Genomic DNA, 16067 nt, shown 5'->3' on the forward strand with positions numbered 1-16067 from the left:
GTATTTCGTTGATTTAATCAATATACACTAGCAATATGAAATGTTCTTTAAATTTTTCTCATCTTTTTCTCATTTTTCTTTAGCATTGATAAAATTTCATGCTAAGTCCACAAACAAAAGCGAGAGGTATATACTCTACCTCTCGCTTTCTACACAATAAAACAATAAGGTAACTGTTGTTCCCTCTTGTTCTTTGCTATCTATCATAATACGTCCATTATATTTTTCTACAAGGCGCTTTGCAATGGAAAGTCCTAATCCGTTTCCACCTTGTTTTCGGCTTCTTGCTTTATCGACTCGGTAAAAACGATTTAGTACATATGGCAAATCAGACTCTGGTATTCCGATTCCGTGATCTGTAATGGTAATCTTAATTTTTTCTTCTTCTACATCGCTTTGCAAGCAAATGTATTTTTCATGTTCTTTTGTATATTTAATCGCGTTATCTAATATAATAACTAAAATTTGTTCAAGGTAAGAAGCGGGAATAGAAATACATGCGTGATGTGCATGTAACTGTCTATCAAAGTAAAAGTCCGCATGTAGCAATTCGAAGTTTTGTGTAACTTGTTCTATTACTAAATTTACATATACAGGCTCGGCTGCAATAGGATACATTTGTTCTGATTCTGCTCGGGATAATTCTAATAACTCTGATACAAGTTTATTAAGGCGACCTACTTCTTTTAAGCTAGAATCTAGCGACTTTTGTAAGATAGCAGGGTTATCTTTTCCCCAACGATTTAACATAGAAAGATGTCCTTGTATAATCGCAAGTGGTGTGCGTAATTCATGAGATGCATCTTCAACGAATTGCTTTTGTTGCACAAAAGATGTTTCTAAATTGTCCATTAGCTCATTAAAAAGCAATCCGAGTTTGGCAAATTCATCATTGTTTTCGTGAATTGGCACTCTTTCTTTTAATCCATTTGTCTTAATTTTGTTCATCGTATCTGTAATAGCTTGCACACTTAATAGAAGTTGCTTTGCAAGGATGGTACCGCCTAAAAAGCTAAGTAGTAATCCGCCGATACCAGCAGCTATCATAACGAGGAAAATAAGCTTCATTAAATGATCAAAAGCTTCAAAGTTTTGCCCAACTTCAATTGTGCCAGTAAAAGTCCGTGTTGTAATCGGCATGCGCTGCACAAATATTCTATCTTCATAATGCCTTGTCATAGAAGTTTCAGATTGATTGACATGCTTTGGCATAACCAAGTTTGAATTAAAGTCACGTGAAACCGTAACAAGCGCTTTTCCTTTTGTATCCAAAATTCGAATCATTTGATGTTTATCATTTATAGTTGCAAGAAAATCCTTGCTGTGTTCAATCGTATCTGCCGAAAAATTTGTATTCTCATTATTAAAATAAGCTTCTATTTCCGTTACTTGTCTGCTAATTTGTTTTTTCTCATAATCAAGTGTCCATTGGTCAATAATAATATATTGTAAAATATTATATAAAAAAAACAAGACAAATAATAATGCGCTGGACCATAGTGTTAATTTCCACTTTATAGGTAAGTTACGGATGTGATTTTTTATTTGCTTCATCATCGCATCACATACCCTACGCCTCTAACAGTTTGTATATAATTTTCTTTGTCTTGGCTATTCAATTTATTACGTAAATAACGAACATATACGTCTACTATATTCGTCTCTACCACTACATTGTAGCCCCAAACTTGCTCTAAAAGCATGTCTCTTGTCAATACACGATTAATATTTTTCATAAACATCATAAGCAACTCGAATTCTTTATTTGTTAATTCAATTATCTCTTCTGTTTTTTGCAAAGTTCGAGACTCTACATCAAGTTCTAAATCTTTAAATCTTAAAAGAAGTTTATTTTTATGCTCTTCTTTTTGATTTCGTCTCAAAATCACACGCATTCTTGCTAATAGTTCTTCAATGGCAAAAGGCTTTGGTAAATAATCATCCGCACCGCTATCTAATCCGGTTACACGATCCATAATACTATCACGAGCTGTTAACATAATAATAGGTGTTTCTTTTGTTACACGTAATCGGCGACATACTTCAATTCCGTTAAGACCGGGAAGCATTAAATCAAGAAGAATGATGTCATAATTATGCTCAAGTGCTGTTTCTAATCCTTTTCTCCCATCATACACAACATCTACTACATATCCTTCATATTTTAGTTCTAACTCTAAAAATTCCGCTAAACTTTCTTCATCTTCAATAATTAAAATACGTTGCAATATTATCACTCCTATACAACAAGGTGAACGAGTAATCCAATTCCAAATATAATAGTCACAATTTGATGAGCTTTACGATAGGTTACATATTTTTTCTTATCATTTAGTTTGTGTAATAGTATACCAGCTATAGCAACAAGAACTAATCCTATTAAAGTGAAAATTCCACTATAAATTCGAATCATATGACGGCTACCTACTATTAAAAAATATATCCCATGACTAATAGCGACTGCAAAAACTGCATACCCGATAAACGTATGATACTGCTTTAATGGTATATAAAGTTCTTTTGTGTACTTGGCAACCGTTACTTTCTTCTTATGCAAATACAACCAAATATTATGAAATAACCATAAGGAAGCGGCCGCAATTGCCCCGTATTCTGCAAGGGATCCAAGATTTTTATTCAGACCTTTTAATGTCATTTGATTTCCTACCATAAAATCTAATACTAACATCGTAACACTAAATGCAATAATACAAGCTCCTATCATTTTTATAGACACATGAAAAATTTGATTTAATAGGCTTCTTGACATTTTGATCCCTCTCCCTCTATCTGTAATTATGTAAAGTAATTGTTCGTTTATATTCTAACCATTAAAATGGAAAAGACAATGAAAGAAAGATTAAAATTAGATGAGAAAATACAGAATTACTTATGAAAACAGGAAAAGGGCCTGGCCGCTTCTATACATGGCCAGACCCTCTCTCTCACCTAAAAAGGGTTCTATTCGTTTTTCAATTAAGAAATTTGTGAAATTGGTAAGTAAATTTTCACCGAAGTCCCTACTCCAATTTTACTCGTTATATGAATTCTTCCTTGATGACGTTCAATAATTTTATAGCTAATCATTAAACCAATACCTGTTCCTTTTTCTTTCGTGCTATAAAAAGGTTCTCCGAGTTTTATAATCCTTTCTTCCGGAATACCTATCCCCTCATCTGAAATACAAATCATCACTTCAGTGTCGTTTACTTTCTTAGCGGTAATTATGATTTCCCCTCCATTTGGCATGGCTTCAATAGAGTTTTGTAAAATGTTAATAAATACTTGCTTTAACTGTTTTTCACAACAATCAATATGCAAGACATCAGGATCTGTTTGGAATGTGATATGAATATTTGTCATAATTGCTTTTGTGTTAATTAATGACACAACATTTTCTAATATAAAACAAAGATTCTTGTTTTCAAAAGAAATAATTTCAGGTTTAGCAATCGATAAAAACTCATGAATAATAGATTCAATACGCTCAATTTCAGAAAGCATCAGCTGAAAATATTCTGTATCATTATTCATTTGAATTTGTAATAATTGTATAAATCCTTTAATAACAGTTAAAGGATTTCTTACTTCATGCGCAACTCCTGCAGCAAGTTGACTAACTGCGGCTAATGTATCTGATTTATTCAATAGTTCAGCTGTCTTTTTTCGTTCCGTAATATCACGAACAATAACCATAATTTTATCTGTTAAAAGCGGTAAACATCGCGCTTCAAAATAATATATACTATCATGCATCGGTAAGGAGTAGTCTACAATTTCTATAGAATTATTTTCTTGTACTTTTATAATTGCTTCATGTAGCTGCTCGGCAACATCGGAAGGTAAGATATCTTGAAACCTTTTGCCCATAAATTGTTCAACAGGCATATAAAATTTCTCTGAACACCCAGCCTTATAATCAAAAATCGTTCCATCAAGATTTATTAAAAAGCATAAATCTGGAAGTGCTTTAAAGAGTAATTCTAACTCTGAGGATTTTTGGATGAGCTCTTCTTCAATCTTTTTTCGATGTGTAATATCGACGCCAATTGCCCAGTGGCTATATCCAGGGACAGGAAATTCTTCTGATAGGTTTGACCACATAATCGTTTTCTTATCACCATTTTTACAAGTAAGCGTCATTTCCCAATCACGAAAGTTTTTACCACGAACGGAAAATTCATTTAGTGCTTGATTTCGATATTCTTCATCAGGATAAAGCAGTTCTAATGCGTGAGGATTGTTAATAATTTCAGTTGCACTATACCCGGTTACGAGTTCACATTCCCGATTCCATATCGAAAACGTACCTTCTTCAGTAAATGCATCAACCATCACGGGCATGTTTTGTAAAATCGTATATAAATTTTCGGTAGGTATTGATCGCTTCTCCTGAAGTTGTTGCAATTTATTCATTCCTATATTGGTCATAAGTGCTACAAGAGATTTGAAATATATTGTACAAGAATCAATATGATCTTGTGGAGAAAAAATGATAAAGTCACCAATCGCGTATTCATTGATTATAATCGGGATATGAATTTTTGTATGTAAATGTGTATCATTGGATTGTGTGCCGTAATGAAATATTATCTCTTGATCGCAATCAAGAAGCTGATGTGAAATATGTGTTAAAAAATAAAATTGTTCTGCCATTGTTTGTATTTCTTGTATATCAATAAGTTCTGTAAGCCGATACATATCCGCCAACTCCTATATCTGTAATTCACATGTATATATTGATTTTTCAATTGTGTTTAATTTGTAAATTTACTCAACTTTTCCATTATACGAATTAAATTCATCAAGGTACATAGAAAAATAGTGTTATCTAGGAATTTTTTTATTTTTCAATACGATAGAGAAGAAAAGTGGATAAAAATACACAAAAAAGAACAAATTTCGACATAATTTGTTCTTTTTTGCATATTTAAAGTAATTAAACTTATAAAAATAATTTTTTCTCATACCTTCTTTGCTTTTTCAGCCGTGGTCTAAATAGCAAAATAAGTTTATCCAATAACATAATGGCGAAGTGCATGCGCAACACCGTGATCATCATTTGAAAGTGTTTTGTAACGACAAAGTGCTTGAATTTCTTCCACTGCATTCCCCATTGCAATTGATATATTTGCCTTTTCCATCATAGACATATCATTTAAACCATCACCGATTGCAACGGTATGTTCTTTTAATATCCCTAAATGATTTGCTAGTGTATATAAGCCGTTCCCTTTTTGAGCATGAATATGATTTATTTCGAGATTGTGCCAGTATGATGCCGTAATCGATAGCTGCTCGTTATCTATGAATTGCTTCTTTAATAGCTTTAATTTTTCCCTTTGATACGAGAATGGGAGAATTTTATGAATATGAATTGGCTCTGAAAATAGCTGTTTGCAACTTTCGATTGTTTTCGTTTCAGTATGCTGTAAATATAATGCTGCGATTTGTTTCAGTTCTTCTTCATCAGCATGCATATCGGAGTTAATGATAAAATCCATCTCAAGTTGAATGCTTTTTTCTCCGTATTCTGGTATATATACACCTTGATCTGTATACAATTGATAAAATATACTTTTCTCTTCTAAATAATCAACGATTTCTTCTGCATGTCCATTTGCAATTGGATATCGTTGTAACATTTCATTATCCAAATACAAAATCGCACCATTTTCTGCAATGATTGGACATTGTAAATTTGTTTCTTGCAAAAGCTTTTGAACATCTGTCATAGAGCGCCCTGTACAAATAGCTACAACATGTCCTTTTTCTTGACACTCCTTAATAACTGCTACATTTTCTTCACTAATTACTTTCTTTGATGTAAGAAGCGTTCCATCTAAATCAATTGCGATAAGTTTCATTACTGTCTCCTACTTTCGTTTCTATATATGCGATAAATGATATCGTTCTCACCTGCAACATCTTAGTTATAATGTATGAAACGCATTTCAGGTCAAGAGTAAACATGTATCGGGATTCAGGAAAGATACGTGTTACTTCGGGTCATAGTGAATTGGAGTGTTGTATCATGATTACTACAGGTATAATAAAATTTAGAGATGGAACATAAAAGATATGGATGAACTTATCTATATAAATACTAATCAGACATATATAATGGAAATGATAAGCATGCAAAAAGATGGAGGATTTTAGTGCTCCTTTCCATTCTAGGTATTTTTGATTCGACATGCTCTTAGCGTGGGGACCGATTTGCTGACGGTAGCCCATTCATAAAAAGCACGTTACTATTCTCATTCGTATAAGAGAATAGTAACGTGCTTTTATCTTTAAAAATAGAACCTAAATGCTTAAGTCGATAGCAGTATAGCGATGCTCCTCTAAGTATTATTTTTGAAAAACATGTTTTATTTTTTCACCTGGGACGTTGCTTCCTCCTCTTCCTTTTACATCTTCAATCATCATTGCAACAATCATATCCGGTGAGTTTGCATCGAATGCAGCAAACCACCCAAGTTCTTTTCCTTCCGCATCTTTTGATTCTTTCAGTTCTGCTGTTCCCGTTTTACCAGCAAGGGTCATACCATCAACTTTAGCAATTCTCCCCGCACCATCAGAATCATTAATGACCTTTATTAATGCATTTTTTAATATTTCTTGATTTTCTTTAGAAATCACATTTTCTTTCCAATTTTTCTTTTCTTTCTTTTCTTTTATAAGGTAAGGTGATGGGATAGCACCTTCATTGACAATTGGTGCATAAGTCAGTGCTAAATGAAGAGGCGTCATTAATACTTGTCCTTGTCCGTATCCTGTGTCTGCCAATTGAATATCATTTTTTATTCCATCTTTTGCAATTATTGAAGTAGGAAATTCGTATTCGATTGGTAACTTTTCATGAAATCCGAACTTCTTAAGTTCATTTAAATACTGATCTTTACCAATTTTCAAAGCTTGTTGTGCAAAATAAATATTATCAGAGTACTTCATAGCCTTGTCGAAATCAATTGGACTAGTATCTTTCACTCGTGTTACATAATAATTTCCCCACGATGAATCTTTTGTCCACCTTAATCCTTCAATTTTAAATTCTTCCTTCGGATTTATAACTTTCGTTTCCAGACCAATTGCACCTGTAATTGTTTTAAATACAGAACCGGGTACAAATACCTGTGTGAAACGATTTATCATTGGCTTTTTCAAATCATTATTCCATGCTTCACGTTGGGCTTTTGATGCCCCTCTAACTACTATATTCGGATTATAAGCAGGACTACTGACAAGCGCCATTGCTTCACCCGTTTTTGGATTAACCGCCGCACTAGCACCAGCTTCATTTTTCATTTCATTAAAGATTTTTTCTTGAATTGAAGCATCAATTGTTAACGTAACATTTTCTCCACTTTTCGGTTCTTTTTTTGCTAAGTATTCAATCACTTTTCCGTTCGCATCTTCCATAAATATGCGAACACCCTTTTCACCACGCAATTTATCTTCTAATACTTTCTCTAAGCCTGTCTTACCTACTAAATCATCTGCTTGATATCCTTTTTTCTTAAGTGTTTTTAATTCCTCAGCATTTACTTTTCCTATATATCCTATTAAATGTGCCGCCGCTTCTCCTAATGGATACGTACGAACTTTTACCGGACGTGACGAAACACCTTCCAACGAAATATAATCATTTTGCAGTGTCCCTTCTGGTAAAATACCAATTGGCACCAATGAATCTGGTTTCACCCATTTTGCTGCAAGCTTCTGTTCAACTTCGTCTACAGACATATTCAGTAATTGCGCTACTGTTTGTTTCTTTTGCATTGCAGCCTCACCTAATTTTTCTGGAATAATTCCAACTTCCATTGCATTGCCATTCGTTGCAAGTTCTTTTCCATTTCTATCATAGATTTCACCGCGTTTTCCTTGCTCTGTCTGTATACGTACTTTATAATCTTTTTTCATACCTGGATAAATGAAGTCTGGAGTCCAATCTATTTTCCAAGTTTCTTTATCTCTAGCTTTTTCTTTTACAAGTTTTGTTTCATGTGAAAAGGAGATTTTTCCTCCCGAAGTATCCATACTAACTTTAAAAAGAATGAGCCTATTATCCTTTTTATCGTTATTTATTTTTTCTATTTTAACTTTTACATTCTCAACTCCAATACCCTCATAAATTGTTTCGTATTTCCCCATAAAGTCTTTTTTAGAAATAGATTTTTTCGCATGTTCTGATAGCTGATCATACATATCTGCAAACTTTTTATTTTCCCATAATTTAATATATATATTGAATGCTTGTTCTGGTGTTTCTTCTTTATTACATCCTACCAATACAAGAAGTAAACAAAAGAAAAGTAGTCCCCATATTTTTTTCAATTTAATCTTCTCCTTTTTATGAAATAAAAATGACATAAAGTGAAACCTCCATCAGTGGGGCCTTCTTCATTCCTCACTGATGGAAAGCTCTTACGGATTTGGTGCATGCCAAGAGTTATCTCACACCTATCTTCTTTGCTTCTCTCTGCATCTTAAGATGAGGGACCTACTACCCGTTAAAGCGGAATAAATAATAGCTGCTATTCCACGCCCCAAATCTCATTCTTTTATTCTCTTGTTCATGAACCTCTTAAATGCTAATAATCATAATCTTTTCTAGATATATATTACTGTTTTTGATTAGGGCTATCTATATTGGTAGCACCACCATTTATTCGTTGATTTTTTAAATCAAAGTATATATCTAAAATATCTTTTCCAATTAATGAGTTAATACCACCTTTATCATTATAAATCCATGGAACCACTACAGAAAATGCTACTTCTGGATTATCATACGGAGCATATCCAACTAATGTTAAATTGTAACACTCAATACGCTCACCTTTTGCATTCCTTCCAATTTCATTCTCCCCACCATATACTGTTTGAGCTGTTCCTGTCTTACCTGCTGGCTGATATGGGGCATTTTTGAAGTACTTTACACCTGTTCCGTCGCCTTCTTGAAATACCCATCTAAACCCTTCTTTTACTCGATCAATATATTCTGTCTTCATATCAACTCGATTTAACACAACAGGCTCAATAGAGTGTATGACTTTACCAATGTCTTCTTTTTTGGGTGATTGTTCTCGTATTTCTTGTACAATTTGAGGCTGCATTCGATATCCACCGTTTGCAATCGTTGAAATATATTGTACCAATTGCAGTGGGGTATACGTATCGTACTGCCCAATAGAAAAATCTAGCAAAAATCCAGGTTGACTATCTTTCTGTCTCGTTTGTCCAATTATTTCATTTGGTAAATCAATCCCTGTTGGGACTCCTAAACCAAATTGTTTAAAATAATAACGCATTGTATCAAATGCTTCTTGTTTAATATCTAGCGAACTATTTGGTACATAATTAACTCCAGCTATTTGCAAAGCTGTATGGAACATATATACATTAGAAGATATTTGTAAAGCTCTTAAATCATTAATATTCCCAAATCCGGATACATTCCATGATTTTTTCGCTTTCGTACCTTTAAAATTCATAGGTGCGTCATAAAATTGAGCTCCTGGTTGTATAGCTCCTGTTTGGTATCCGGTTAATAAGGTAGCACCTTTTACAGCTGAACCTAATTCATAAGAAGTTACCATGTTGCCTAATGCAAAATCTTCTATCTCTTTTTTTCCATCCGTTTCTACAAACCTCTTACCAGCCATGGATAAAATTTCTCCAGTTTTCGGATTCATCATGACAACAAAAGCACGATCCATTAATGGTTCTGAACCTTGAAAGGCTTTTAAATTTTTTTCTATACTTTCTTCCACTTTTTTCTGTAATTCCATATCAATTGTTAATGTTAAATTATTACCGCTTTTTCCTTTAGAAACGGTTTCTGTCTGAATAATGTTTCCTGCTTTATCAGTATGATTTCTAACTTCTCCTTTTGTTCCATGTAATACATCTTCATAGCGTTGTTCAATATAACTTTTTCCAACGCGATCATTACGATTGTATCCACGTACCAAATAAGAGTCTAAATGTTCTTTTGGCAGTCCCACTTCAGAGTTTGTTATATTCCCTAACACCGAACGGAATAAGTCACCATTTACATAATTACGTTCCCAGTCAACTGTTGCATCTACACCTGGAAATTCTGCTGAATTTTCACTTATTCTCGCATACTCTTGCTCTGTCGCGTCTTTTTTAATAATTTGTGGTGTCATTTGATAACCAGAGCTCATTTTATTTTTAATAACTAATACTTTTAAATCTTGTGATGTTAATTCTGCCAATTCTGCTTCTGTAATACGTTTTCTTCTTAACTCTTCAATTTTCTTGGATAACTCTTTCTCTTGCATGTTCTTTTCTCTCAAATGATCCTCGTCTTGCTTAGTAATTTTTGCTTCAGCACGTTTTTTATTTAATTGCATCCAAAAATCTTTTTTATCTATTTCGGTTAGCTTATTTATCTCTTCTTCTAGTATTTCAAGTACATTTGCAAGATCTTTAGCAGTTTTTAAAATGTCTTCGGAACTTCCTCCTTTTAATCTTGTATACGTAATAATACGAACGGGCCTATTATCGACAACCGGTTTACCTTCTCGATCAAAAATTTTTCCGCGAGGAGCTGAAATACTTGTTATACTCCCATCTTTTTGCAATTGATTCTTATAAGTCTCTCCATCTACGATTTGTACTTTTCCTAGTTTAACAATAATGGACGAGAATAATAGAAATGCACAAAAAAATAGGATATTTAACCGAGGAGATATACGTGTCTTTAATTTCTTTCTTTTTTGTTTTTTCATACATCCTCCAAATACGTTTTTTATACTGCGGCAACTATGCTGTCTCGTATTATGATGATTGTTTCTTTCTTTTCTAAAAATGCTATGATATATATAAATCCAACTTGATTTTCCAACACACAAGTCGCGGCCATGCTAAACAAAAAATAACCTGCTACTTTCTTTCTCTCTTTGTTTGAACTTCGCACGTGGAAGAAAAAGGCCCTGACCGCTTCTACGTATGGCCAGACGCTCTCGACCATCCAAAAAGAAAAGGGGTTTATGTCAGGGTTTTAATTTGGATTTATATATAATAGACAATGCAAGTACTACCGTTGTTCCACATTTACAAAAAAATAATTAATTTTAAGATAAAGTAGAGTCTGTAGAAGGAAGGGTTTTATGTTACATACAAAAACAAAAAGATGGGGGATTTTAGTGCTCCTTTCCATTCTAGGAGTTGTTTTTACGATTTTAGTTAAAACAGGAATATCAGGTTCGCCAAATGAAAAAGGAAAAATTATAAATCATTCTCTTTTTATCGCATATGCTCCTACCAAAGATCCTCGAGTCGCTATTTCTGTCATGATTCCTGGCGGAGATTCTGGAACAAATCATGCTGCTCTTGTTGCATCTAAGATTTTATACAATTGGGATGTACTTCAAAAGGAGAATAAAAAATAAAGAAAAAAGGTTCAATGAAGTGAACCTTTTTTCTCTTTTACCATATAGAATTTATACTCTTTATCCTCCACGTACCATCATTTTGTTTTTCAAAAACAAAAGAATACTTAATATCAATTGAAATATAATCTTTCTTCACATAACCTGTATAACCACTCATTGTAGTTATTTTTATATATCCATCATTATTCGTTTTGTCCGAAATCCAAGCTTTTACCATTTCATTAGACACCTGATTTAAAACCTGTGAATCAGGTTTTGGCTTAGCGAAAATTTTTGTCCCTTCACCAATGACTGTTGCATATACATAATGTTCTTGCTTTGTTTGATTACTTTCTGCCAACCCACTAGGTATTTTATATAATGTTTTCGTATCATTCACAAATTCTCCCCCCATTGCAAGGGCTACCTGTAAATCATGAAAGATATCTTCATCAAACCTCCACTCATTTTTATTATACTTTTCTCCTTTAAAAACAAATTCTTCATCCAGAGCTCCGTATAAATCATTCTCACTTTTTACACTCGTTATTGTATTTAATTGATTTATAAATTGTTTTAGTAATTGATCTTGATTCGATTCATCTTTCATCTTCACTTCAATTTGGGTGCTACTCTGTACAGGAGGTTCGTTTTTTCCAAAGAAAAATTGTTGAGAGTTAAACAGTACAACTGTAAAAATAAAAACAACTGCCACAGCTAGTACCCTTTTACGAAATATTCGGCTATATTTAAATTGATTGCTCTCCCTATCTTGGTATACAGATTGTTTTATCTTATAAATGAATTCCTCCTCATCCTGAAGCTGTCTCATTGGTCCACTTTTTAATTCTTTATACCAATCTGGCTTTTTGTTACTGTTCATACCTTTTATCCTCCTCTAATATCTTTGAAATCCGTGCACGAGCTCGGTGTAACCTGGATTTCACAGTTCCAATGGACACTCCTAATGTTTCGGCCATTTCATCATAGGATAATTCATATTTTGCATCTAGTATTAATATTTCACGATATTTCTTTGGTAAATTTAATACTATGTTCCAAATTTCATCGACTTCCTCTTTGTTAAAAAATTCTTGCTCTGCTGATAAATACTCCTTATCGTCTCTAAAAAAACTCACTAAAGAAATTCTCTTAAAGTAGGAAGACTTCAAATGATTTAACGCTGTATTCCTTGTAATTTTTAATAGCCACGTTTTAACAGATGATTCATTCCGAAATGAATGCCAATTTTTAAATGCTTTTATAAATACATCTTGCGTTATATCATCAGATAAATGTGTGTCTTTCGAAATAATAAATGAATAATTCCATACATCTTTCCAATGTTCTTTTATAACATAATCAAATTCATCATGATTACAATTTTGAATACCCCTATGTTCCATTTTGGTACCTCAAGCTCATTTGAATAAACATAAAAAATTTTCCTCACTTTTTATAATTGATCTACTATATAGACACGGTAACAGCTCCATTTGTTCCATTTCCCATTAAAAACAATATTACAAAGTTTTTGTACAAAAGTTCCAAAATGGATATAAGCACCTTGCTAAAAAGGACAATTTGATTAAACGTCTTTTTAGTTTAATCGTATTAGTATGTCTCATTATTTGCATCACCATAAATGTATAAATGAAAGTTGAGGTTAAAAATGATTACAATGAATTATGAATAAACATCAGTGTTGTCCAGAAAATCACTATTTTTTGAACACACAATGATAGATAGTTATTTGTACAATTTTCAAGGGTAAATATGTTCAAAAACTCATAAAAAAAATTATGTTCAGTTATTATCTCTTTCCTCAAGTTATGAAACAATTATATGGTGAGAACGGTTAAGACATTTCATATTTTCAAATTCAAAACGTAACAAAAATGAACACTTATACTACACATATTAGTGAAAAATGTATCGATATAACCTAGTTTTACAGGTATATCGGCTGAACTCCTTATTACAGAAAAAATTTTTGTTTTCTTTATATGTAAAAAAAGTATGAAAATGATTGTTATTATTAATAATATACATAAAACAAGGGTAACCACATTGGGCTACCCTTAGAGACTTAAACTTCTGGTATAAATGTTTTGCAATCTGTTTCTTTACTATCAGATGCTTGTTTCCCTGTATGACTTACTACATAAATAGATTCAGCATTGCACTTATTTCCATTTCCCCAATATTGGCAATTGTTTACTTCACAAAGAACATCTTGAGCCATAGTATGACACCTCCTTTTTTGTTTAGTATGAACAGTATTGAGAGGTGTCATACTATTTCGTATCCATTCGCCTAGAAAGATAATGGTAATTCTTCTAATGATCTCGTCAAATAATTACCACTCCATTTTATGTCTTCTCTTCTTCCTTTTATTTTAAGATTAGGCATACGATGTAATAAAGTAGGAATTGCAATTTTCGCTTCTAAACGAGCAAGCGATGCACCAAGGCAGAAATGAATGCCATGACCAAAGGCAATATGACAGTTATTTTTTCTTGTAATATCAAAAGTATGAGCGTTTGGAAATATTTTTTCATCGCGGTTAGCAGAGGCTAAGGAAATAATCACCTCATTTTTCGGCTCTATATTTTGACCATGCAATGTAAATGATTCCGATGCCCAGCGCATAGTCGTTATTTCAACTGGACTGTAAAATCGTAATGACTCCTCAATTGCTGAGTCAATCAAATCTGGATTTTGACGTAGAAGTAGCAATTGATCAGGATGTTCAAGCAATGCTAGCGTCATATTGGTGATTAAATTGACAGTTGTTTCGTGTCCAGCGACGATAAGTAGCATAATCATTGAATTTAATTCCGGAACACTTAATTTTGTTCCTTCACTTTCTGCTTGTATTAATGCACTCACTAAATCGTCTGAAGGATTTTTTCGTTTTTTATCTACTAAATCTCGTAAATAATCAATGAATTCACCTAACTTTTTATCAGTTTCTCGAATAGCTTCTAGTGTATCTGGAGAATCAATAACCGTATGTGACCAAATTCTAAATTTATCTCGGTCTTCTTGAGGGATACCAAGCATCTCGCTAATCACAATAATTGGAAGTGGGAAAGCATAATCATTTACGAGGTTTATAGTGTGCTGATGTTCTATTTTGTCTAATAAAGTATCAGCAATGGATTGAATATTATCTTTTAGCTGTAAAATCATCTGCGGGGTAAACGCTTTTTGAACAAGGGATCGTAGGCGACTATGGTCAGGTGGATCAGATCTCAACATATGTTTTCTCAAATACTCTCCATTTTCTAGTGTAAAATAGGCCTCAAACTCTTCTTTACTAAATACATTTTTAGCATCCTTCAGTAAACGTGTATCTTTTAATAAACTTACTGCATCTTCATATCTTGTAATAAGCCAGGCGTTAGGATATACCTGATAAACAGGATGAGATGCACGTAACTCTTTGTAAATGTCATATGCTTCATGTTTAAACGCAGCCGAAGTTAATTGGATCTCAGGTAATGTGTTACGATTCATTTCGTTGTTTGAAGACATACCGCTAACCTCCGTCTTTAGAAATATTTGGTGACCATAGCACCTAATGACCATTATAACGCATTGAATTTTATAAAAGTTGAGAAAATTCAAACTTAACATTACCTTTTATATTGAAACCAAAAAGAGATGTTCAGATGTACACCTCTTTTTGGTTTCAATATAAATTCACTTAAATTTTTTTTGCATATAAGTCGCTACAACATAACCACTACCCTTTGTTTTAAACCTTGCATGTGGAAGGAATAGGCCCTGACCGCTTCTACGCACGGCCAGAGGTTCTCGCCCTCTTTTAATGAAAAGGGTTTTTATGTTGGTTTTTCAATTTATATATGACTTACTACTCTAATTTTATTATATTAGGCACGTTTTCTCTGTCATATTCTTTGGTGTATGTATTTCCATCAGGAGTAACAAATACTAAAGTAATTTTACCGCAAACACCGGAGTAAAATTGAAACTCTCCTTTTGTATTTGTGACAGCTCGTTCTTTATTGGCAATTGAATCTTCATACACTTTTACATCAGATAGCGGTTGATCCGTATGATCTACCGCAACAGCTTTGATTTGAACAGCACTCGCCCTACAATCTAGATTATTTTCATGACTTATTTTATTATATACAGCAACCCCTATTCCAAAAATAACTATTACAATACATACAAAAAAGGCTATTCTTCTTTTTTTCTTCAAAACAGATCGCCCTCTTTTCTATAGAATGAAGATAATTATATTAATAGGAATTTTTGCTTTTTTTAATTTTAAGTTGTTTTAATTGTCCCACAATCATTATGCTAATGACAACGAGTAAAAACCATGAACTAATTTTTCCAATGTGAACGAGTTTCCACGTTCCATGTTGATTTGGATATTGCCACGCTCCAAAGAAGGTTGCGATATTTTCTGCAATCCAAATGAAAAAACCAATCAAAAAAAACGAAAGAACAAGCGGCATTTTGTATGTAATTTCTTGTAAAAAGAAATGTACATAAGTACGAAAAAACACTACAAATAATAAGGCCGGTGAACTACCCGCCACTTAACGTCCTTACGGACTGTTTGAAGTGGGGGCTTCTCGGTTAGTCGTTACTTTTGATAGCTAACGAATTAGTCTAAGA

At 33.0% G+C, this 16067-nt stretch carries 12 protein-coding genes and 2 pseudogenes; 1 reads left to right on the plus strand and 13 read right to left on the minus strand.

Annotated elements, in window-relative coordinates:
* Positions 1–135: 135 nt before the first annotated feature.
* From ACIGHG_RS18960 to ACIGHG_RS18990, 7 genes are all read right to left on the minus strand, one after another.
* Positions 136–1557, minus strand: a complete 1422-nt coding sequence (locus ACIGHG_RS18960) for a sensor histidine kinase (protein WP_396549918.1) — start codon at positions 1555–1557, stop codon at positions 136–138.
* Complete coding sequence (locus tag ACIGHG_RS18965; protein WP_336473425.1) at positions 1554–2228, minus strand: response regulator transcription factor; 675 nt, start codon at positions 2226–2228, stop codon at positions 1554–1556. The genes ACIGHG_RS18960 and ACIGHG_RS18965 overlap by 4 nt, the downstream gene beginning before the upstream one ends.
* 11 nt (positions 2229–2239) lie before the next feature.
* On the minus strand, positions 2240–2770 hold the full coding sequence (locus ACIGHG_RS18970; RefSeq protein WP_396549920.1) for a hypothetical protein: 531 nt from the start codon (positions 2768–2770) through the stop codon (positions 2240–2242).
* A 206-nt stretch (positions 2771–2976) separates the two neighbouring features.
* Positions 2977–4701: an ATP-binding protein gene (locus ACIGHG_RS18975; protein WP_336473427.1), complete on the minus strand. Its 1725-nt coding sequence runs from the start codon at positions 4699–4701 to the stop codon at positions 2977–2979.
* Positions 4702–5012: 311 nt separating this feature from the next.
* Positions 5013–5867: a Cof-type HAD-IIB family hydrolase gene (locus ACIGHG_RS18980; RefSeq protein WP_396549922.1), complete on the minus strand. Its 855-nt coding sequence runs from the start codon at positions 5865–5867 to the stop codon at positions 5013–5015.
* A 487-nt stretch (positions 5868–6354) separates the two neighbouring features.
* On the minus strand, positions 6355–8340 hold the full coding sequence (locus ACIGHG_RS18985; protein WP_396549924.1) for a penicillin-binding transpeptidase domain-containing protein: 1986 nt from the start codon (positions 8338–8340) through the stop codon (positions 6355–6357).
* Between the two features lie 287 nt (positions 8341–8627).
* The gene (locus ACIGHG_RS18990; protein ID WP_396549926.1) at positions 8628–10763 is read right to left on the minus strand and encodes a penicillin-binding transpeptidase domain-containing protein; all 2136 of its coding nucleotides are present in this window, start codon (positions 10761–10763) and stop codon (positions 8628–8630) included.
* 444 nt (positions 10764–11207) lie between these two features.
* Between ACIGHG_RS18990 and ACIGHG_RS18995 the strand changes: the two are divergent.
* A pseudogene (locus ACIGHG_RS18995) lies at positions 11208–11449 on the plus strand (penicillin-binding transpeptidase domain-containing protein); the annotation flags it as partial.
* Between the two features lie 14 nt (positions 11450–11463).
* Here ACIGHG_RS18995 and ACIGHG_RS19000 read toward each other — a convergent pair.
* From ACIGHG_RS19000 to ACIGHG_RS19025, 6 genes and pseudogenes are all read right to left on the minus strand, one after another.
* Entirely contained in the window at positions 11464–12291 is an 828-nt protein-coding gene (locus ACIGHG_RS19000) for an SH3 domain-containing protein (protein ID WP_396549928.1), read from the minus strand.
* Positions 12281–12814, minus strand: coding sequence for an RNA polymerase sigma factor (locus ACIGHG_RS19005; RefSeq protein ID WP_336473432.1), 534 nt, complete (start codon positions 12812–12814; stop codon positions 12281–12283). The genes ACIGHG_RS19000 and ACIGHG_RS19005 overlap by 11 nt, the downstream gene beginning before the upstream one ends.
* A 683-nt stretch (positions 12815–13497) precedes the next feature.
* The gene (locus ACIGHG_RS19010; protein WP_081904805.1) at positions 13498–13653 is read right to left on the minus strand and encodes a DUF1540 domain-containing protein; all 156 of its coding nucleotides are present in this window, start codon (positions 13651–13653) and stop codon (positions 13498–13500) included.
* Positions 13654–13724: 71 nt separating this feature from the next.
* The gene (locus tag ACIGHG_RS19015) at positions 13725–14948 is read right to left on the minus strand and encodes a cytochrome P450 family protein (RefSeq protein WP_396549930.1); all 1224 of its coding nucleotides are present in this window, start codon (positions 14946–14948) and stop codon (positions 13725–13727) included.
* Positions 14949–15288: 340 nt separating this feature from the next.
* Positions 15289–15642, minus strand: a complete 354-nt coding sequence (locus ACIGHG_RS19020; RefSeq protein ID WP_396549932.1) for a hypothetical protein — start codon at positions 15640–15642, stop codon at positions 15289–15291.
* Positions 15643–15682: 40 nt separating this feature from the next.
* A pseudogene (locus tag ACIGHG_RS19025) lies at positions 15683–15967 on the minus strand (DUF817 family protein); the annotation flags it as partial.
* Between the last annotated feature and the right edge of the window lie 100 nt (positions 15968–16067).

It is taken from the genome of Bacillus sp. NPDC077411 (genome assembly GCF_044543425.1).
GTDB lineage: Bacteria > Bacillota > Bacilli > Bacillales > Bacillaceae_G > Bacillus_A > Bacillus_A bruguierae.